We start from the raw sequence: 18552 nt of genomic DNA, 5'->3' as shown, positions 1-18552 counted from the left end.
CTAGGTCACCTCACAACGCCACTCAATAATTTCAGTCTACCACATTACCCCACTTTCTACCACATTCTTATAAAAAAAATTATAATTTATCATAGATTTTAAATAATTATCAAAAAGCATCTTCTACCTAATAGAAGATGCATACTAACGTTTTAAAAATAAAATAATACTACCGATAATCAAAACAACATAAATCATTAATGTTACTAAAAAAGCAATCCGCCACAAAATCTTAAAATAGCGTCGATAATTGATATCATGAAAATAATAAGCAAGCATAATTGCAACAATCATCCCTATGAAAAAAATCATTAAAAAGACATATGCTAAAAAGCTTTTACCTAACGTTCCTACGGATACAAAGTGAAGCCCTATAAAAAAGAACGGTGTTGCTATATCCGGTGTTTTTATACCATACTTTTTATCAATATTTGTTTTTTTTACAAGTAAATTACTTGCAATAATCACTATAACTGGAAATAAGTACCAAAAAAATAGTGCAACTGTAAAATTTGGCATTCTTTTTATCCCTTCGTAGACATTTAATTAATTCTATTATAAGCATTACTCTGCTGTCTTTCAATTTATTTAAGCATTTTTTTACATTTTATTGATTTTCTTGCTATTTTTATAAATCTCATTGTAAAATATAGCATAATAACTATAATATTGGAGTGAATACAACATAATGGATAAAAAACCACAATCAACATTTAATAAAATAACTAAAGTTGTAATATGGATTATGCTTATTGTAACAATTGGCGGCTTAGTTTTAACCTCTTTAGCAGCCTTAGGAATTATTTAACTAAAAAAGACCACTAACATTTAATCAGTTAGTGGCCTTTTTTTGCTAAAGCTAATAATTCCTTAGCATGCTCTTTGGTTAACTCAGTAACATCTGCACCAGATAACATTCTTGCTATTTCATTGACCCTTTCGGTTTTTGTTAATTCATTAACGATTGTTTGCGTACGATTATCCTTAACTACTTTTCTAATAAAATATTGCGTATCGGCAATAGCTGCAACTTGTGGCAAATGGGTAATACAAAGAACTTGCGAATATTTTCCTATTTGATGAATTTTTTCAGCAATTGCTTGAGCTACTCTTCCACTAACGCCCGTATCTACCTCATCAAATACAATACTTGTCACTGATTGTGTGGCAGAAAAAATAGTTTTTAAAGCCAACATAATACGAGATAATTCTCCACCTGAAACAATTTTTGTTAATGGCTTAGGAGATTCACCAACATTAGTAGATAAATAAAATTCAATTTTATCTAGTCCATTTATTGTTAATTCAGTCTCTATAAAATCAACTTTAAAGATTGCTTGTTCCATGTAAAGGCTCGCTAATTGTTTCATGATATTTTTTTCTAATACGTTTGCAACACTACGACGTATTTGACTAATATTTTTAGCTAATTTATTTAACTCATTTTTGTCCTGTTCTAATTTCTCTGTTAATTTATTAACATCCGTTGTATTTCCTAATTCTTCCGACAATTCCTCTGATATACCTTTAAAGTATTCTAATATTTCACCAACGCTATCACCATATTTTCTTTTCAACTGTCTAATGACATCTAGTCTATTTTCAATGACAATCAGTCGCTCATCATCCATCTCTAGCTGCTCCAAAGAACTACTAACTCTCCCGGTTGCTTCTTGCAAGGAATAATAAGCTGTTCTTAATAGTTCTGTTGTTTCAGAATACTCCTCATCAATCGTTTCTATTTGTTCCATTTCAGTCATCGCAGCACCACTTAATGTGACAGCATTTAATTCTTCATTATCTAAATATTGATAGGTTTTCTTTAATGAATCCATAATTTTTTGGAAATTCATTAATTTACGTCGTTCTTCAATTAATGTTTCTTCTTCTCCATCCGTCAACTGTGCGGATTCTATTTCTTTATACTGAAACGTTAACATATCCATTCGTTGAGCAAATTCTTTTTCATTATTTAATAAATGGTTGACGTGCTCTTTAAGAGACATGTAGTTCTTAAATTTTTCTTGATAAACTGTTAATTCATTACCTAATTGTTTCATGCCATATTGATCTAATAAATGCAAATGATTAGAAACATGCATTAATTCTTGATGTTCATTTTGACCATGAATATCTACTATATATGGTCCTATTTCTCGTAATATTTTTGTAGTAACAAGTTGTCCGTTAATGCGACAATTATTTCGTCCAGTACGATAAATTTCACGCTGTATCACCAATTGTCCATCTGATGGCTCTATTCCATTTTTTTCTAAAAAAGTTGCTACATCTTCATTATCTGACACAAAAAAAGACCCTTCAATACGACACTTTTCTGCCCCATCTCGTATATAATCAATTGATCCTCTACCACCAGCAATAAGTCCCATTGCATCAATAATAATTGATTTTCCCGCGCCAGTTTCACCTGTTAAGACGGTCATACCTTCTCGAAAAGGAATTGTTAAATTAGAAATAATCGCAAAATCCTGAACTGTTAACTCTTGAATCATATCAGTCATCACTCCATTATGTCATAGATAAAATTTCTCTTTCTAACATACGCGCTTGTTCATGGGTTCGCGTAATAATGAGTAATTTATCATCGTTAGATACAACAGTAAATAAACTTTCTTCATAAACAAATTCGACTAACTTACCAATAATCACCCCAACTCCAGGCTCTAATTGAAGATTCACTAAATTGTCCATCGTATCAATACTGATAAATGATGTTCCCATCATTTTTTCTAAACGACGCTTTTCAGCTGTGTCATTTTTAGGTAAAAAATATTTAAAAACCCCATTTTCATCAACTTGTTTAATTAAATTTAATTCTTTAATGTCCCTTGATACAGTTGCTTGTGTGACAGGTATACCCCGATCTTTTAACATTATAACTAACTCTTCTTGTTTCCCAACATTTTCTTCAAATATTATTTTTTTTATTAGTTTTTGTCGTTCGGATTTTCTCATACTCAGCCTGACCTCTCTTATTCATTCAAGTGATTGTGGGCTCTTTCTACTAACTCTTCTATTATTTCACGTCCCAAATAATTTCCGGTTGTTTGGCAAGGTCTTAAGTAAGCAAGAAACTCTATATTCCCTTCCCCACCAGTAATTGGAGAATAGTCTAACTTCACTACGTCAAATTGAGATTCCGTCATCATACTAATCATTTTATTTAATACATCCATATGCACTTTTTTATCTCGAACAATTCCCTTTTTTCCCACTTGTTCTTTTCCTGCTTCAAATTGTGGTTTAATCAATGCCACAACTTCTCCATCTTCCGAAATGATGTTTCGTAAGACTGGAATAATCAATTTTAATGAAATAAACGAAACATCAATTGTGGCAATATTTGGTTGACCTAATTTAAAATCCGATAACTTAGCATATCTAAAATTCGTTTTTTCCATGACTTCAACACGTTCATCTTGTCTTAATTTCCATGCAAGTTGATTAGAGCCGACGTCCAAAGCGTAACTCATCATCGCCCCATTTTGTAAGGCAACATCAGTAAATCCTCCAGTTGATGACCCAATATCCAATAAGGTTCGGTTTGAAAAATCAATATTAAATACTTCAATTGCTTTTTCTAATTTCAAACCACCACGAGACACATATTTCATTACTTGTCCTTTTAATCTAAGTTCAGTTGCAATCGGAATTTTTTCTCCAGGCTTGTCATAACGAATATTTTTTTCATCACAAACTAAACCAGCCATGACTGTCCGTTTTGCTTTTTCTCTTGTTTCACACAGTCCTTGTTGCACTAAAAGAACATCAACACGTTCTTTTCCTACTTTTTCTTTCATTCTATTTCCTTCAATTCTTTTAGTATTTCATCTAATATTGTCAAATCAATTATTGGGCGTTTTAACTCTAATTTGACTTGATTCAACGCTTCTTTTGCCTCATCACATTTCTCATAAAAAGCTTTTCTAGCACCAGATAATCCCAATAGGGATACATAAGTTGATTTATTTAACTTTTCATCACTACCAGTGTGTTTACCGATTAATGCTTCATCCCCAATAACATCAAGTAAATCATCACGAATTTGAAATGCAATCCCTAAAGCAGTTGCATACTGTTCTAGTTTATCCTGAACAAAGATATTAACATCCGCTATAATACACGCCATTTCGACAGCACTTTTTATTAATGCTCCTGTTTTTTTCTCATGAATTTTCTGCAACTCTTCCAAAGAAACTGGTTTATTCTCAGCCTGTATATCTTCTACTTGTCCTGCAATCATTCCTTTTGTACCAGCACTAGCTGATAATATCTCCATGATTTTAACTAGCTTTTCAGACTCAATATCAGCCAAAGATAATAAGTGAAACGCTTCAGTTAACAACCCATCTCCTGCTAAAATAGCTAACGCTTCTCCAAATTCAATATGATTTGTTGGCATTCCACGACGTAAGTCATCATCATCCATCGCTGGCAAATCATCATGAATCAACGAATAGGTATGAATCATTTCAAGTGAACTTGCCACATCATATTCAGACTGTGTAATAGAGTAATCAAATAAATCTAACGTTGCTAAAAAAAGAAGTGGACGAAATTTTTTTCCACCCGCTTTAATAGAATAAATCATTGATTTAGTTAATTCTTCTCCAATCGTTTCTTCCCGAATAAATTCACAAATACTTTGTTCAATCTTTGGTGCATTCATTGCGACAAAATCAGAATAATTTGTCATCATTACTCTCCTTTAGCTTCAAACTCTATTTCTTGACCATCTTGACTCATGACTTTTGTTAAGGTCTTTTCGGCATTAGCTAATGTTTCTTGACACTGCTTACTTAATTCTACACCACGTTGAAATTTTTCTAAAGCTATTTCTAACGGAACATCCCCTGATTCAAGCCCTTTAATAATCGTTTCTAACTCTTCCATTGATTCTTCAAATGTTTGTTTTTCTTTGGTCATATCATCCCATCGCTTTCTATTTCTTTTACAATTGTTATTATTTTACCATCTGATACATTTAACGTCACTTCATCTTCAATTTTAACATCTGATACGCTTTTTACAATATGTTGTTGTTTCGTAACATAACTATATCCTCTGCTCATTGTTTTTAAAGGACTTAATAAATCAAGTGATTCAGTAGCTTGATAAAAATGCTTTTCTTTATTAAGTAACAGCTGTTGCATCGAACGATTAAGTGATTGCTCAAAAAAAGTAAGCTCTTGATGACGTCTTTTTATTTGTTCTGAAGGATTTTTAAGCATTAATTTTTCAGATTGCTTTTGCCACTGCGTTTGTTTTTCATGCAATGTATTTATAATGGTTTGTTTCAAACGTCTGTCTAAACCATCTAATTGTAAGTAAAAGGCTTCGTATAATCTATTCGGTTGCTTAAACATCACTGACTGACTCAATTTATCATAGTTAGCCCGTTTATGTTTCAACTGATTATTTAATGCATTGTATAAACGCATTTGTTTTTCACGAATTTTTATTAACTCTTCTTTTAATACTGGAACTGCTAATTCTGCAGCTGCAGTAGGTGTTGCCGCTCTAACATCGGCCACTAAATCAGTCAGTGTCGTATCTGTTTCATGCCCGACAGATGAAATAACAGGCGTTCTGGATTCGAATACCGCTCTTACAACTTCCTCCGTATTAAAAGACCATAAATCCTCAATAGAACCACCACCACGACCAACAATCATGGTATCAAAACTTCCTATCTCATTAATTTCTCTAATCCGTTGAGCAATTTCTTTAGAGGCATCGTCTCCTTGAACTTTTGTTGGAAATAAAACGAGTTGTGCAATCGGATAACGTCTTTGAATAGTTGTGATAATATCTTTAATTACCGCGCCACTAGGACTAGTGACAACAGCAATGCGTTTAGGATATTTAACTAATGGTTGTTTATGACTTTCTTTAAATAGCCCTTCTTGATTTAGCGAATTTTTAAGCTGTTCATAAGCTTGATAAAGCGCTCCTACACCATCTGGTTCTATATGATCAATATAAATTTGATAATTTCCTGATGCTTCATAAAGCGAAATTCGACCAACTACTAAAACTTTCATGCCTTCTTCTGGTTGAAATTTTAATTTTTGATAAGCACCTTTAAACATCACCGCAGATAATTTAGCTTTTTCATCCTTCAAGCTAAAATATTGATGACTGTTTGCTCTAGGTCTAAAATTTGATACTTCTCCAGTTAAATAAACTTTCTCCAAATAAGGATCTGCTTCAAATTTTCGTTTTAAATACCTTGTTAAGGCTGTTACTGTTAAATAATTTTTTCCCGTCATTCTTTTTCTTCACCACAATACTTTCTTCCCTGGTTCATGGTTTGCTCCATTAACATTGTTATAGTCATTGGTCCAACGCCTCCTGGAACAGGTGTGATGGCACTAACTTTTGGCAATACATCTTGGTAATCAACATCTCCAACTAATTTGCCCTCACTATTACGATTCATTCCAACATCAACCACAACAGCTCCTTCTTTCACATAATCTGATGTGATAAATTCAGCTTGTCCAATTGCAGCTACCAACACGTCTGCCGTTAGCGTTTCATCCTTCAAATTTTTTGTTTTTGAATGAGCAATTGTCACAGTCGCATCTTCATTCAACATCATATGCATCAATGGTTTACCGACGATATTACTTCGACCAATAATCACAACTTTTTTCCCAGCAAGTTGAACATTATGCTCTTTTAACAAAGTAATAATGCCATATGGAGTACATGGATGCATGTCTGGATCTCCTACAAATAATTTTCCAACATTTAAAGGATGGAAACCATCCACATCCTTTCTAGGATCAATGGCTAATAATACTTTTTCTTCATCTATATGTTTTGGTAGCGGTAGTTGAACTAAAATACCATCTACTGAATCATCTTGATTGTATGATTCAATAATTGATAAAAGATCTTCTTCTTTAATCGTTGTATCTAATCGTCTCACAATTGAATTAAATCCTATTTTTTGTGCTGATTTCTCTTTATTTTTAACATATACCTTACTTGCACTATCTTCTCCGATTAAAATGACCACAAGTGTTGGTATACGATAACCTTTAGTTTTCCATTCTGCCACTTCATTGGCTAAATCTTCTTGCATTTTATTTGCTAATGCTTTCCCGTCTAAAATTACTGTCATAGTCTCCATCCCCTCATTTTTTCATTTCGTTCTATTGTATCATAAGCTATTTTTGATAAAAAATATCATCTCGTTTAATAAAAAAACTAATTATGATAATATTCCTTAGTTAAAGGTCATCTTATCATAATTAGTTCTTATTATACTATGAATTTATATTTCAACAATAAAAATTACTGAATACTTTCATTTCTATTTACGTTAGTTGAAGACATTATCTACTTTATTTTTATACATAAACATATTAAACTAGCCATTAACACTTACTTACAAAAACTCCTAGTAGCTTATTTAAAAAGACAAAAAGAAATTAATCTTTTTGTCTTTTATGATTAAACAGTTTCTGTTTCTATATCTTCTAATACTGATGACAAAACACCATTAATAAAACGTTTCGATTCGTCATCGCTATACGTTTTAGCTAATTCAAGCGCCTCATTCAATGATACTTTGTTAGGTATATCTTTTAAATATAGCATTTCAAAAATGGCTAGACGTAAAATAATCAAATCAGCTTTAGCTAAACGATTAATTTTCCATCCTTTCAAATGTTTTTCAATCACTTCGTCAAGTATGTCTTGTTTTTCCGTAATCCCAGTTACAACCACTTCTAAATAAGTAGGAATCACTAAATCTTCTTCCTCTAACTCAAAACTCTCATCCATTAGTGATAGTGTATAACTAATGGAATCAATAATTGCAGCATCTTCTTGATACATCATTGAAAAAATTGTTTGAAAAGCTACTTCTCTTAATTGGTGTCTTGTTAATCCCACTCTAATCTTCCTCATCTTCTGAATCAAATAATTCATTTAAATCTGGCAATGTTGTTTTTTCAGGAACAACGCCAACAACATGGACATTTACTTCTGCTATCTCTAAATCTGTCATATAAAGAACCTGTTGTTTCACCTTTTCTTGCATATCAATAGCTGTTTTAGGCACTGATACACCATAATTCAAGAAGCAATACAGGTCAATTTTAATCTTGCCAGCATCATTTGTTAAATACACACCTTTGTCATGAACAGAACTTCCAAACAGTTCAGCAACGTTAGATGCTAAGTTACCGCGCATACCATAAACACCAGATACTTTGGATGCAGCAATACCAACAATAACTTCTATGACTTCAGGAGCAACGACAATTTCTCCATCAATCGCTTGATTTTGGTTACTTAATACCAAATTTTTATTTTCTGACATTAAACTTCCTCCTTTAGTTTATCACTATGCACGAGAAACATATGACCCATCAGTTGTATTAATAATCAAACGGTCACCAGCATTAATAAAGAATGGTACTTGGACAACTAACCCTGTTTCCATAACAGCAGGTTTTGATCCCCCTGATGATGTATCTCCTTTAATTCCTGGCTCTGTTTCTTTGACTTCTAATTCTACCGTATTTGGAAGATTTATTCCAATAGTTTCTGTTCCATACATCATAATATGACATTCGCTATTTTCCAATAAGTAATTTAATTCTTCTGCTATCTGTTCTTGTGGTAACTCTAGTTGCTCATAAGTATCCATATCCATAAAGACATAACTGCCTCCAGATTCATAAAGATATTGCATTTTTTTATTATCTATTTGAGCTTTTGCGACTTTTTCTCCACCACGAAATGTTTTTTCAGCAGTATTTCCATTTCGTAAATTTTTTAATTTTGTTCGAACAAACGCTGCACCTTTTCCTGGTTTAACATGTTGAAATTCAATGACACGATAAATATTACCATCTACTTCAATTGTTAAGCCTGTTTTTAAATCATTAACTGATATCATAACGGCCTCCTAAAATACTATTTTTCACATGAATTATCTATAAAATAATAAGCTCTTTTGGAGAATGTGTCAATCGGTCAATACCATCTTCTGTCACTAACATATCATCTTCAATTCGAACCCCACCAATTCCTGGCAAATAAATTCCTGGTTCATTTGTGATAACATTTCCTGGAACAAACATTTTTTCAGCTAATTTAGAAACATTTGGTCCTTCATGAATTTCTAAACCAATTCCATGTCCTGTTGAATGACCAAAAGCATCACCATATCCTTTTTCAGCAATATAATCCCTTGCTACTGCATCTAATTCTATACCAGTCATACCTGGCTTAGCTGTATCCAAAACCAATTGTTGTGCTTCTTTAACAATTTGATAGATTTCTTTCAATTTTTCACTTGGTTCACCTAAAGAAATCGTTCTTGTCATATCAGAAACATACCCATTATAATAACAACCAAAATCAATCGTAATAAAATCGCCAACTTCGATAACTTTATCACTTGCAACACCATGTGGCATAGCTGAACGTAATCCACTTGCGACAATTGTATCAAATGATACACCACTTGCTCCTAAACTTCTCATATAAAAGTCTAATTCATTTGCTACTTGTATTTCAGTCATTCCAGGTTTGATGTAAGTTAAAATATGTTCAAAGGCAGCATCAGCAATTTGACAAGCTTTACGAATGGTTTCAATCTCAGCGATATCTTTTACTTCACGTAAAGTTTCAATCACTCCTGTTACTGGTATTAAATCAACATCTACTAATTCTTCTAACACAGTGTATTGGAAAAACGATACTGTTTGTTCTTCAAATGCCATATTTTGAACTTTAGATTGATTCACTAGATCAGCAGCAACATTAAAAGCTGGTTCAACATTTTTAACAATTTCATATCCTACACATTGTTCACTTGCTTGTTCAGTGTATCTGAAGTCTGTAATAAAATATGCTTTGTCTAGAGTGATTAACGCAATACCTGTTGTTCCAGTAAAGCCTGTTAAATATCTTAAATTATATGAATTTGTAATTAAAAAACTATCTATTCCACGTTCCACCATTTTACTTCGTAATTTTTCTACACGTTCCATCATTTACGTCGCCCTCTTTTCATTATGCTACTTTTTATTATAACAAACTTATCAAGGAAATAAAATCAAACAAAATAAAAAAGCAACTTATCCCAACGAATAAGCTGCTTTAGAGTTTTAATTATTTAGCCACTGGATAAACTGATACTTGTGTTTTTTCGCGACCTTTGCGTTCGAAACGAACAACTCCGTCCACTTTTGCATACAATGTATCATCTCCACCACGACCAACATTTTCACCTGGATAAATTTTTGTTCCGCGTTGACGGTATAAAATTGATCCACCTGATACAGTTTGACCATCAGCACGTTTAGCACCTAAACGTTTTGATCTTGAGTCACGACCGTTAGTAGTAGAACCTCCACCTTTTTTATGGGCGAATAATTGTAAATTCATTTTTAACATGGATTTGCACCTCCTTGACTGAGTTTAACTTGTATAAATGCTTGATTATCAGCTTCAATTGAGCGTAGCCCAATTAATAAACTGTGAACCAATAAATTTGTTATATCAATTTGTTTATCTGATAAAGAATCCAATCTTTCAAAATAAAGATATCCTGACTCCATTTCATAAATGGGCATATAGTCTGCTAGTTCGTTAATACTATTTATCGTATTAATTGACAAAGCAGATGCTGCTGCACACACTATGTCGTATCCATAAGGACCTGATTCAGCATGTCCATCCATTTCAAATGATAAAAAGTCACCGGTCTCAGTTTGCTTAAATTTAGCCTGTATCACAAGCATACCTACTTTCTAAAAATTAGGCATTAATTGCTTCAATCATAACTTTTGTATAAGGTTGACGATGACCTTGTTTACGATGACTGTCTTTTTTAGGTTTATATTTGTAAGTGACAACTTTCTTTTGTTTTCCTTGTTTTTCAACAGTTCCTTCAACAGTTGCTCCTTCAACAAGTGGTGTTCCAACTTTTGTTGATTCTCCACCTACTAAAACGACTTCATCAAACACAACTTTACCGCCAGCTTCTACGTCTAATTTTTCAACGTAAATGGCTTGACCTACTTCTACTTTAACTTGTTTTCCACCAGTTTTTACAATAGCGTACATGTTTGTTCCGCACCTCCTTCTTCTATACTTAGACTCGCCGTTACAAGCGACTTGCGTTCTTAATACTTGTTTCGTGCGGTTGTAGTTGTGGTGCACACAAATACAACATTAACATTCTACCAAAAAAAAAGAGAACGGTCAATAACTTTTGACCATTCTCTATAAATTAGAGTGTTTCAGATACAAAAAAGTCGGACAACCCAACTTCAATAAACAATTCAGAGCGATACATTTTTGATACCATTGCGGCAATATAATGATTCGCGTAAATCTGACCTTCACTAACCCACGCATTTGAAATACCTAGCAACGAGTATACAACAAAGTTATTTACCAATTCTTTTGGCATTTTTCTAACTGGGATAGAGTTACCATAGTTCACATGAGCTAATACGTAGTCATATAAACGTTCACTAAATAATACGCGGTAATCTTCTGCATCGTTTTCATTTAGTAACGTAACAAAAAATTCTGGTGAGTTACCAATATAAGCAAACACACGATCTAAAACAATTCGTGGAATTTGTTTTTCTTCATCACCTTGATAAGGAATGTACTCCACCACTGATTCATAGAAATCTTCAATGATTTCTTCCATAATGGTTTCAATAAATGTATCTTTATCTCGATAATGTAAATAAAAAGTACCTCTAGTAACACCTGCTTGATTTGTTAAATCTTTGATGTTCATTTCACTCAAACTACGTGTTTTTAACAAATCTAGAAAAGCTTGTCTTAATTTTTTACGAGTTTTAATGACTCGTGGATCGATTTTCCCCATATTGTATATTCCCCTTACACATAAATTAATTGTTATATTGTTTAATTTCCCCATAATATCAACAATACTTTTGTAAGTATACATCATACTTCTACTTTTTGTCTAGTTTTTTAAAATTCCGTTTGTTTATCATCCATTTTTTCTTCTGTTTTTCCTTTTACATAGGTTTTTTTAAAAAATAAATTTTTATAAAAAAACAGTTGACTATCCTGTGAAAATTGTTTATGATTATTCTGTTGTTTGAAACAACCAATACTACTTATTCATTCAGTCGCAGTAGCTCAGCTGGATAGAGCATTCGCCTTCTAAGCGAACGGTCGGGGGTTCGAATCCCTCCTGCGACGTTATTTAACCCAACTGTTAATTTATTTATCAGTTGGGTTTTTTATTTTAATAAAAAATAAGGAATGTGACTCTATCACATTCCCTTGTCACTTTTTAAGTGTACATTATCCACTTCTTTTGAAATCATTAACACGCCATCTCCTAAGGGAAGAATCGTGACAGATAAGTCTTCATTTCCTAGTACGGTATCATATAATTGATTTAATTTTCGATAAATAGTTCGCTGGCTCTTAGGTATATCCTTTATATCATGCATGACTGTTCCCGCTTGAAATACGTCATCGATCATAATCACGCCACCTGTTTTTACTAACCTTAAACATTCTGGTAAAAACTCAATATACTTTGATTTTGCACTATCCATAAATATAAAATCATATGGCTCATCAAGAGTTCCTAATAAATCTTTTGCGTCACCTTCTAGTAAAGTTACTTGATCTTCAATTTCTAATTGTTCAAATGTATTCTTTGCTCGCCTAATCATAACGTCAAATCGGTCAATCGTCGTCACATGACTATCTTTTCCCATAGCCTCTATCATCAAACTAGCAGAAAAACCAATAGCAGTGCCAATTTCCAAAACATTTTTTGCTTTAATTTGTTTTAAGAAAAATCGTAAAAACGTCGCTGTTTCATTTGGAATAACTGGTACTCCTGTTTCTTTAGCTTCTTCTTGGACTTTTCCTACTTTACCGCTCATTTCCGGTTGTCTATGCCTAAGTAATTCTATTATTTCATCTTTTAAAACTGGACGATACATCATTTCATTTCTCATTTTTTATCACCTACCCCATCCTTACAAATTATACAAATTTTTTTATCGTTTGACAATTAGGTATTTTTTACTAATTGGTATATATTGACTAATAATGTATGATAGACTACTATTAAGGTAAAAAGAAAAGGTTTAGATTATATGATAGAACAAAATAAATATCTTGATTTACTTTATAAACAGTATGAAAATGAAGAAAACATTATTAGCGAAATCATAAATTTGAAAGCGATTCAAAACTTACCAAAAGGCACTGAACACTTTGTTAGTGATTTACATGGGGAGTTCAATGCTTTCCAACATTTATTAAGAAATGGATCGGGTAATGTAAAAGAAAAAATAAATGATGTCTTTAATAATGAATTAACTTTTAATGAAAAACAGAACCTTGCTTCACTTATTTATTATCCCGAGGAAAAATTAAAACATCTTGAAAAACAAATTAACGCTAATTGGTATAGACAAACAATTGATCAATTAATTCGTTTAATAAAATTTAGTGCGAGTAAATATACTCGCTCAAAATTAAGAAAATCTTTACCAAAACGTTTTTCATATATCATTGAGGAGCTACTTTATCAAGTAAAAACTAATGCTGATAAAGCAGAATATTATAATCAAATCATTTCTAATATTTTGACGCTCAAACAAGGGAACGCTTTAATTATTGACCTGTGTTACACTATCCAACGTTTAGTTATAGACCATTTACACGTTGTCGGCGATATATATGATAGAGGACCTGCACCAGATAAAATTATTGACGCTTTAATGAATTACCATTCAGTCGATATACAATGGGGAAATCATGACATCATTTGGATTGGTGCAGCAGCAGGTTCTCCTATTTGTATGATGAATATCATTCGCATTTCAGCAAGATATAATAACTTAGATATTATTGAAGATACTTATGGTATCAACTTACGACCGTTACTGACTTATGCAGAAAAGTACTACCTAGATAATCCAGTATTTCAACCGAAAACAATACCTGAAACGATATCTTCAAAAGAAGAGCTGTTAGAGACAACCAAAATACATCAAGCAGCCGCTATTTTACAATTCAAATTAGAGGAACAATTGGTTTCTAGGCGACAAGAGTTTAATATGGATCATAGAAAATTTTTAACAACTGTCGACTACACTGACTTATCGGTTCACCTAAAAGGAAAAAAGTATACTTTAACCAACACCTGTTTCATGACAGTAGATCCTAATAATCCCACTAAATTAACATTGGAAGAAGAAGATATTATTGAACGTTTAATGCATAACTTTATCCATTCAGAAAAATTAAAACGCCATACTGATTTTTTAGTAAGAAGAGGAAATATGTACCTGGTCTACAATGATAACTTGCTTATTCACGGTTGCGTTCCTTTAAACCAAGATGGTTCATTAAAAGCTTTCCATATCAACGGACACGCGTATAAAGGGAAATATCTATTAGATTTTTTTGAAACCAGCTTAAGAAGAGCTTACGCTAATCCACATAGTCATAACGATATCGACACAGATTTACTTTGGTATTTATGGTCAGGAGAAAATTCGTCATTATTCGGAAAAAAAGAAATGACTACTTTTGAACGATATTTCATTAAAGACAAGGAAACTCACATAGAAGAAAAAAATGCTTATTATAAACTTAGAGAGAATCAAGAAACGATTTCTTTTATTCTTTCTGAATTTGGTCTAAACAAGAAAGATAGCCACCTTATAAATGGTCATACTCCTGTTAAAGAGATTAAGGGAGAAACACCTATTAAAGCAGGAGGAAAAATGTTAGTAATCGATGGAGGATTTTCAAAACCTTATCAAAAAACAACCGGTATCGCCGGATATACTCTTTTATATAATTCTTACGGCATGCAATTAGTTGCTCATAAACCTTTTTCCTCTATAGAAGAAGTTATTTTACAAAACGATGATATTGCTTCAGTCAAACGAATTGTGGATAGACCTGTGGATAGAAAATACGTAAGAGATACGACTATTGGAGCAAGTTTACAAGAACAAATCAATGACCTAAATAAACTATTGAATTATTTAAACTATTAATAAAAAAACACATGCTTTTTAGATTTATCTCACCTAAAAAACATGTGTTTTTCATATAAAAAATCTAGAAAACATACATTCTCTAGATTAATAACTCTTATTATTTAGCTAAAGCAGCTTTTGCTTGGTCAGCTAATGTTGTAAATGCTTCTGCATCATGAATAGCAATATCAGCTAACATTTTGCGGTTCATATCAATGTTTGCTAATTTTAAACCATGCATGAATTTAGAATAACTTAAACCATTCATACGAGCTGCTGCGTTAATACGAGCAATCCATAATTTACGGAAGTTACGTTTTGTTTGACGACGATCTCTAAATGCGTATGTATAAGAAGTCATCACTTGTTCTTTTGCTGTTTTATATAATGTGTGTTTTGAGCCATAGTAGCCTTTAGCTAACTTAAGCACTTTTTTACGACGTTGGCGAGTTACTGTTCCACCTTTTACACGTGCCATGATAATTCCTCCTTGAGTTGTTCATTATTTCAATATATATTTTTAGCTATTATCAGGAACTAAAAATTATTTCATGCGAGTCAATTGTTGACGAATACGTTTGTAATCGCCTTTTGATACCATTGCTGGACGACGTAATTGACGACGTTGTTTTTTAGTTTTTCCATGGAAACGGTGACTAGTAAATGCACGATGTCTTTTAAGACCTCCACCACCAGTACGTTTTACACGTTTTGCTAATCCACGGTGTGTTTTCATTTTTGGCATGTTATTTTCCTCCTCAGATTCTTACCTACTTATCTGTTTTTGGTGCAAGCATGATAAACATACTTCTACCATCCATTTTCGCTTTTTGCTCAACAACTGAGATATCACTTGTTTCATCTGCTAAGCGATTTAAGACGTTCTGACCAATTTCTTTATGGGTAATCGCACGACCTTTAAATCGGATAGAAGCTTTCACTTTATCACCTTTTTCAAGGAATTTACGCGCATTACGCAATTTGGTATTAAAATCATTGACATCGATTGTTGGGCTCAAACGAACCTCTTTCACATTAATGACTTTTTGTTTTTTACGGGCTTCGCGTTCCTTTTTCTGTTGCTCAAAACGGAATTTTCCATAATCCATAATTTTTGCAACTGGTGGTTTAGCATTTGGTGATACTAAAACAAGATCAAGATTTGCTTCTTGAGCAATTCTTAAAGCTTCTACTTTAGATTTAACACCTAGCTGTTCTCCGTCTACTGCAATTAAACGTAGTTCTCTTGCACGAATGCCGTCATTCACCATATTATCTTTTGCTATGGTCATTCACCTCCGAATTTTTTAGAGAAAAACACAGAAAAAAACGAGCTCTTTACAAATAAAGACCCCGCACCAAAATAGTATTTGATATTATATCAAAACTAAACGTTATCTAGCCCAACAATTTTTTATTGTTAAGGCGAGAAGCGGGTGCTTCTGCTTTAATTTCTCAACTTCTTAATTGTATAAGAATCAAACAAAAAAGTCAACAACTTTTTTATCATTTAATAACGTAGTATTTTATACTTGTTCTAAACATTATGTATGATATCTATCAGAAAGGATGAATAGCTCCTTCCATCGTGTTATGTTTAAAGAGTGTCATCTATGGGGTTAATTCCCATCTTAACCATTGTCAATTACCAACTGTACTATGCCCCATACACCATTTAATTTTTCTAAAATACGCCTGACACATTTTTTATCTTGCAATCCATTATCATCTGAATTTTCTGATACCACTTGGAAACAACTTAAAATAGATGATTGTACTCTTGAAAATACAACCTGGTTAAATACATCTCTTGATTCACTCAATCTTTCTACGTGCCACTTTGAACAGATCCACTTTTCTCCTGATAAAATCCAAGGACTTAATCCAAGGACTTATTGTAAATATGGATAAAATGATTAGCATCGGTTTAGCCCTTAGTATGGTGATAGACAAGCCATTTGATTCAAACAAATAAAAAACCACTTAAGAATTAACTTAAGTGGTTTTGTTTAATTAAAAGTTAGATTAAGCTTTAACGATGTTAGTTGCTTGAAGTCCACGTTGACCTTCTTCAACATCAAAAGTCACTTCTTGACCTTCTTCTAAAGTTTTGAATCCGTCACCTTGGATAGCTGAGAAATGTGCAAATACATCTTCTCCACCTTCTTGAGTGATAAAACCAAAACCTTTTTCAGCGTTAAACCATTTTACAGTTCCGTTTGCCATGTTGTGTTTCCTCCTTATTATCGCGTAATCATATACGCATATTTTGTTGCAATAAATGTGACGCTTAATAGGAGAAATGTAAACAGAACGTTAATTTTCCTAAAACGAATCAAATATACTACGCTTATTAATATATCATAAGTTTCATTTAAATACAACCTTTTTTTCAAATAATTAATTTTTTACCAAGCAAAAGCATTAGTTGGTTTTTCGAGATACTCTAACCAACTTTCTTCGATAATTTCTAAAAGAGTCAACGAAATTCCAGCCATATCAGTTGATGTCATATAATTTCCTGTTTTAGCGTAAACAACCGTTACACCCTCTAACTCTAACAGCCTTTTGACATCATTTGAAAAAACATACTGCTCCATTACCGTCGTTGTACCCAAACCATTTATAAGGATTGCAAATCTTTTATTAGTATGATCATCATACTGAACGAGTAATTTATTTAATAGCTCATTGGCTAAGTGTTCTGACGAATGAAAGGGTTCACTTCGATATCCTTCTTCACCATGAATGCCAATACCAAAGGAAATCATATCTTTTTCTAAGGTAAAGTTAGACGTTTCTCCAGTTAAACTTGTCCCACTTGACAAAGCCACCCCTAGACTATTCATTGAGTTGATGACTTTTTCTCCTATTGAAACTAATTCATCTAATGTTTTCCCTTCACTAGCTGCTGCTCCCAGTATTTTATGTACAAAAATAGTTCCAGCAACACCTCGACGTCTTTTTTCAAAACTTCCGGTTTCAACTGAACAGTCATCATTGACAATCACGTGAGAAACCTTATGACCCGCGTCTTTCGCTTGCTTTTCTGCTTGTAAAAAATTACTGACATCAGCCTCAAAGTTTTTTATGACTAATAAAACGCCGTCACCTTGATCTGTTTTCTGAATGGCTTTAAATACCTCTTCAGCTGTTGGTGGAATAAATACGGGGCCGCTCACCGAAGCATCAAGCATATTTTCTCCAATATACCCAAAATGTGCTGGTTCATGGCCACTTCCCCCACCACTAATGATTGAAACTTTGTTTGGTATACTGCTTTTTCGTAATAATATACCTGTTTTAGGAATTCTTTGTAAGATATCTTGATGAATGTATGCCACACCATTTAAAACTTGTGAAACAGTATCGTTTGGTTTATTGATAATCCGCGTCATAACATCCCCCCTTCTTCTTTTTCCTCCCTAGTCTAACATAAGTATATAAAACAATAAACAGCCAGATCATAGAGCATTCTGGCTGTTTGAAA

Annotated in this window: 25 protein-coding genes, 1 tRNA gene and 2 other annotated features; of the genes, 3 read left to right on the top strand and 23 right to left on the bottom strand. The window is 32.8% G+C overall.

Annotated elements, in window-relative coordinates:
- Positions 1 to 144: 144 nt before the first annotated feature.
- Positions 145 to 519, bottom strand: coding sequence for a DUF3397 domain-containing protein (locus MN187_RS02110; protein WP_117972538.1), 375 nt, complete (start codon positions 517 to 519; stop codon positions 145 to 147).
- A 169-nt stretch (positions 520 to 688) separates the two neighbouring features.
- Here MN187_RS02110 and MN187_RS02105 point away from each other — a divergent pair, with 169 nt between their 5' ends.
- Entirely contained in the window at positions 689 to 808 is a 120-nt protein-coding gene (locus tag MN187_RS02105) for a DUF4044 domain-containing protein (RefSeq protein WP_277756540.1), read from the top strand.
- Positions 809 to 836: 28 nt separating this feature from the next.
- Here the strand turns inward: MN187_RS02105 and recN are convergent, their stop codons facing one another.
- From recN to MN187_RS02030, 15 genes are all read right to left on the bottom strand, one after another.
- A complete protein-coding gene (gene recN, locus MN187_RS02100; protein WP_117972536.1) occupies positions 837 to 2513 on the bottom strand; it encodes a DNA repair protein RecN in 1677 nt (558 codons plus the stop codon).
- Between the two features lie 16 nt (positions 2514 to 2529).
- Entirely contained in the window at positions 2530 to 2976 is a 447-nt protein-coding gene (locus MN187_RS02095) for an arginine repressor (RefSeq protein ID WP_117972535.1), read from the bottom strand.
- A gap of 17 nt (positions 2977 to 2993) precedes the next feature.
- The gene (locus MN187_RS02090; protein ID WP_117972534.1) at positions 2994 to 3821 is read right to left on the bottom strand and encodes a TlyA family RNA methyltransferase; all 828 of its coding nucleotides are present in this window, start codon (positions 3819 to 3821) and stop codon (positions 2994 to 2996) included.
- The gene (locus tag MN187_RS02085) at positions 3818 to 4717 is read right to left on the bottom strand and encodes a polyprenyl synthetase family protein (RefSeq protein ID WP_158559376.1); all 900 of its coding nucleotides are present in this window, start codon (positions 4715 to 4717) and stop codon (positions 3818 to 3820) included. Before MN187_RS02085 ends, MN187_RS02090 begins: the two co-directional genes overlap by 4 nt.
- A gap of 2 nt (positions 4718 to 4719) precedes the next feature.
- The gene (locus MN187_RS02080; protein WP_117972532.1) at positions 4720 to 4947 is read right to left on the bottom strand and encodes an exodeoxyribonuclease VII small subunit; all 228 of its coding nucleotides are present in this window, start codon (positions 4945 to 4947) and stop codon (positions 4720 to 4722) included.
- The gene (gene xseA / locus MN187_RS02075; protein ID WP_117972531.1) at positions 4944 to 6293 is read right to left on the bottom strand and encodes an exodeoxyribonuclease VII large subunit; all 1350 of its coding nucleotides are present in this window, start codon (positions 6291 to 6293) and stop codon (positions 4944 to 4946) included. Before xseA ends, MN187_RS02080 begins: the two co-directional genes overlap by 4 nt.
- Positions 6290 to 7153, bottom strand: a complete 864-nt coding sequence (folD, locus tag MN187_RS02070) for a bifunctional methylenetetrahydrofolate dehydrogenase/methenyltetrahydrofolate cyclohydrolase FolD (protein ID WP_117972530.1) — start codon at positions 7151 to 7153, stop codon at positions 6290 to 6292. Before folD ends, xseA begins: the two co-directional genes overlap by 4 nt.
- 332 nt (positions 7154 to 7485) lie before the next feature.
- A complete protein-coding gene (gene nusB, locus MN187_RS02065; protein WP_233519155.1) occupies positions 7486 to 7929 on the bottom strand; it encodes a transcription antitermination factor NusB in 444 nt (147 codons plus the stop codon).
- A gap of 1 nt (position 7930) precedes the next feature.
- Positions 7931 to 8359: an Asp23/Gls24 family envelope stress response protein gene (locus tag MN187_RS02060; protein WP_117972529.1), complete on the bottom strand. Its 429-nt coding sequence runs from the start codon at positions 8357 to 8359 to the stop codon at positions 7931 to 7933.
- A gap of 24 nt (positions 8360 to 8383) precedes the next feature.
- On the bottom strand, positions 8384 to 8941 hold the full coding sequence (gene efp, locus MN187_RS02055) for an elongation factor P (RefSeq protein WP_117972528.1): 558 nt from the start codon (positions 8939 to 8941) through the stop codon (positions 8384 to 8386).
- Positions 8942 to 8978: 37 nt separating this feature from the next.
- A complete protein-coding gene (locus tag MN187_RS02050; RefSeq protein ID WP_117972527.1) occupies positions 8979 to 10043 on the bottom strand; it encodes a M24 family metallopeptidase in 1065 nt (354 codons plus the stop codon).
- A gap of 118 nt (positions 10044 to 10161) precedes the next feature.
- The gene (rpmA, locus tag MN187_RS02045) at positions 10162 to 10446 is read right to left on the bottom strand and encodes a 50S ribosomal protein L27 (RefSeq protein WP_071456391.1); all 285 of its coding nucleotides are present in this window, start codon (positions 10444 to 10446) and stop codon (positions 10162 to 10164) included.
- Complete coding sequence (locus tag MN187_RS02040; RefSeq protein ID WP_117972526.1) at positions 10440 to 10787, bottom strand: ribosomal-processing cysteine protease Prp; 348 nt, start codon at positions 10785 to 10787, stop codon at positions 10440 to 10442. The genes rpmA and MN187_RS02040 overlap by 7 nt, the downstream gene beginning before the upstream one ends.
- Before the next feature lie 22 nt (positions 10788 to 10809).
- Positions 10810 to 11118: a 50S ribosomal protein L21 gene (gene rplU, locus MN187_RS02035; protein WP_071456389.1), complete on the bottom strand. Its 309-nt coding sequence runs from the start codon at positions 11116 to 11118 to the stop codon at positions 10810 to 10812.
- A 20-nt stretch (positions 11119 to 11138) separates the two neighbouring features.
- Positions 11139 to 11209, bottom strand: a sequence feature (ribosomal protein L21 leader region).
- A gap of 75 nt (positions 11210 to 11284) precedes the next feature.
- Positions 11285 to 11899, bottom strand: a complete 615-nt coding sequence (locus MN187_RS02030) for a TetR/AcrR family transcriptional regulator (protein ID WP_158559374.1) — start codon at positions 11897 to 11899, stop codon at positions 11285 to 11287.
- 270 nt (positions 11900 to 12169) lie between these two features.
- Here MN187_RS02030 and MN187_RS02025 point away from each other — a divergent pair.
- Positions 12170 to 12243 (top strand) — tRNA-Arg (locus tag MN187_RS02025).
- A 74-nt stretch (positions 12244 to 12317) separates the two neighbouring features.
- Here MN187_RS02025 and MN187_RS02020 read toward each other — a convergent pair.
- Positions 12318 to 13019 (bottom strand): O-methyltransferase, encoded by a 702-nt coding sequence (locus tag MN187_RS02020; RefSeq protein WP_242094102.1) that lies wholly within the window; start codon positions 13017 to 13019, stop codon positions 12318 to 12320.
- Positions 13020 to 13160: 141 nt separating this feature from the next.
- On the opposite strand from MN187_RS02020, the gene MN187_RS02015 reads away from it, so the two are divergent.
- Positions 13161 to 15080, top strand: a complete 1920-nt coding sequence (locus MN187_RS02015; RefSeq protein ID WP_242094100.1) for a fructose-1,6-bisphosphatase — start codon at positions 13161 to 13163, stop codon at positions 15078 to 15080.
- A gap of 100 nt (positions 15081 to 15180) precedes the next feature.
- On the opposite strand, the gene rplT is transcribed toward MN187_RS02015, so the two are convergent.
- The 6 genes from rplT to dhaQ all read right to left on the bottom strand — a co-directional run bounded on the left by rplT (position 15181) and on the right by dhaQ (position 18460).
- Entirely contained in the window at positions 15181 to 15540 is a 360-nt protein-coding gene (gene rplT / locus MN187_RS02010) for a 50S ribosomal protein L20 (RefSeq protein WP_071456385.1), read from the bottom strand.
- A 66-nt stretch (positions 15541 to 15606) separates the two neighbouring features.
- Positions 15607 to 15807 (bottom strand): 50S ribosomal protein L35, encoded by a 201-nt coding sequence (gene rpmI, locus MN187_RS02005; RefSeq protein WP_071456384.1) that lies wholly within the window; start codon positions 15805 to 15807, stop codon positions 15607 to 15609.
- 25 nt (positions 15808 to 15832) lie between these two features.
- Positions 15833 to 16354: a translation initiation factor IF-3 gene (infC, locus tag MN187_RS02000; RefSeq protein ID WP_117972522.1), complete on the bottom strand. Its 522-nt coding sequence runs from the start codon at positions 16352 to 16354 to the stop codon at positions 15833 to 15835.
- Positions 16355 to 16379: 25 nt separating this feature from the next.
- Positions 16380 to 16516, bottom strand: a sequence feature (ribosomal protein L20 leader region).
- Between the two features lie 177 nt (positions 16517 to 16693).
- Positions 16694 to 16885, bottom strand: a complete 192-nt coding sequence (locus tag MN187_RS10690) for a hypothetical protein (RefSeq protein WP_158559372.1) — start codon at positions 16883 to 16885, stop codon at positions 16694 to 16696.
- Positions 16886 to 17087: 202 nt separating this feature from the next.
- Positions 17088 to 17288, bottom strand: coding sequence for a cold-shock protein (locus tag MN187_RS01990; RefSeq protein ID WP_071456381.1), 201 nt, complete (start codon positions 17286 to 17288; stop codon positions 17088 to 17090).
- A gap of 182 nt (positions 17289 to 17470) precedes the next feature.
- Complete coding sequence (dhaQ, locus tag MN187_RS01985) at positions 17471 to 18460, bottom strand: DhaKLM operon coactivator DhaQ (protein ID WP_117972520.1); 990 nt, start codon at positions 18458 to 18460, stop codon at positions 17471 to 17473.
- Positions 18461 to 18552 lie beyond the last annotated feature (92 nt).

The sequence above is a fragment of the Vagococcus sp. CY52-2 genome, from assembly GCF_022655055.1.
Classification (GTDB): domain Bacteria; phylum Bacillota; class Bacilli; order Lactobacillales; family Vagococcaceae; genus Vagococcus.
This window is presented reverse-complemented; position numbering and strand designations above follow the sequence as displayed.

Coding starts and splice junctions, on each gene's coding strand:
- MN187_RS02030 (WP_158559374.1), bottom strand. CDS start 11,899: ATGGGGAAAATCGATCCACGAGTCATTAAAACTCGTAAAAAATTAAGA.
- dhaQ (WP_117972520.1), bottom strand. CDS start 18,460: ATGACGCGGATTATCAATAAACCAAACGATACTGTTTCACAAGTTTTA.
- MN187_RS02095 (WP_117972535.1), bottom strand. CDS start 2,976: ATGAGAAAATCCGAACGACAAAAACTAATAAAAAAAATAATATTTGAA.
- efp (WP_117972528.1), bottom strand. CDS start 8,941: ATGATATCAGTTAATGATTTAAAAACAGGCTTAACAATTGAAGTAGAT.
- MN187_RS02015 (WP_242094100.1), top strand. CDS start 13,161: ATGATAGAACAAAATAAATATCTTGATTTACTTTATAAACAGTATGAA.
- rpmA (WP_071456391.1), bottom strand. CDS start 10,446: ATGTTAAAAATGAATTTACAATTATTCGCCCATAAAAAAGGTGGAGGT.
- folD (WP_117972530.1), bottom strand. CDS start 7,153: ATGACAGTAATTTTAGACGGGAAAGCATTAGCAAATAAAATGCAAGAA.
- infC (WP_117972522.1), bottom strand. CDS start 16,354: ATGACCATAGCAAAAGATAATATGGTGAATGACGGCATTCGTGCAAGA.
- recN (WP_117972536.1), bottom strand. CDS start 2,513: ATGATTCAAGAGTTAACAGTTCAGGATTTTGCGATTATTTCTAATTTA.
- MN187_RS02090 (WP_117972534.1), bottom strand. CDS start 3,821: ATGAAAGAAAAAGTAGGAAAAGAACGTGTTGATGTTCTTTTAGTGCAA.
- MN187_RS02085 (WP_158559376.1), bottom strand. CDS start 4,717: ATGACAAATTATTCTGATTTTGTCGCAATGAATGCACCAAAGATTGAA.
- MN187_RS01990 (WP_071456381.1), bottom strand. CDS start 17,288: ATGGCAAACGGAACTGTAAAATGGTTTAACGCTGAAAAAGGTTTTGGT.
- MN187_RS02110 (WP_117972538.1), bottom strand. CDS start 519: ATGCCAAATTTTACAGTTGCACTATTTTTTTGGTACTTATTTCCAGTT.
- MN187_RS02105 (WP_277756540.1), top strand. CDS start 689: ATGGATAAAAAACCACAATCAACATTTAATAAAATAACTAAAGTTGTA.
- rplT (WP_071456385.1), bottom strand. CDS start 15,540: ATGGCACGTGTAAAAGGTGGAACAGTAACTCGCCAACGTCGTAAAAAA.
- MN187_RS02080 (WP_117972532.1), bottom strand. CDS start 4,947: ATGACCAAAGAAAAACAAACATTTGAAGAATCAATGGAAGAGTTAGAA.
- MN187_RS02020 (WP_242094102.1), bottom strand. CDS start 13,019: ATGAGAAATGAAATGATGTATCGTCCAGTTTTAAAAGATGAAATAATA.
- rplU (WP_071456389.1), bottom strand. CDS start 11,118: ATGTACGCTATTGTAAAAACTGGTGGAAAACAAGTTAAAGTAGAAGTA.
- MN187_RS02060 (WP_117972529.1), bottom strand. CDS start 8,359: ATGTCAGAAAATAAAAATTTGGTATTAAGTAACCAAAATCAAGCGATT.
- MN187_RS02050 (WP_117972527.1), bottom strand. CDS start 10,043: ATGATGGAACGTGTAGAAAAATTACGAAGTAAAATGGTGGAACGTGGA.
- rpmI (WP_071456384.1), bottom strand. CDS start 15,807: ATGCCAAAAATGAAAACACACCGTGGATTAGCAAAACGTGTAAAACGT.
- xseA (WP_117972531.1), bottom strand. CDS start 6,293: ATGACGGGAAAAAATTATTTAACAGTAACAGCCTTAACAAGGTATTTA.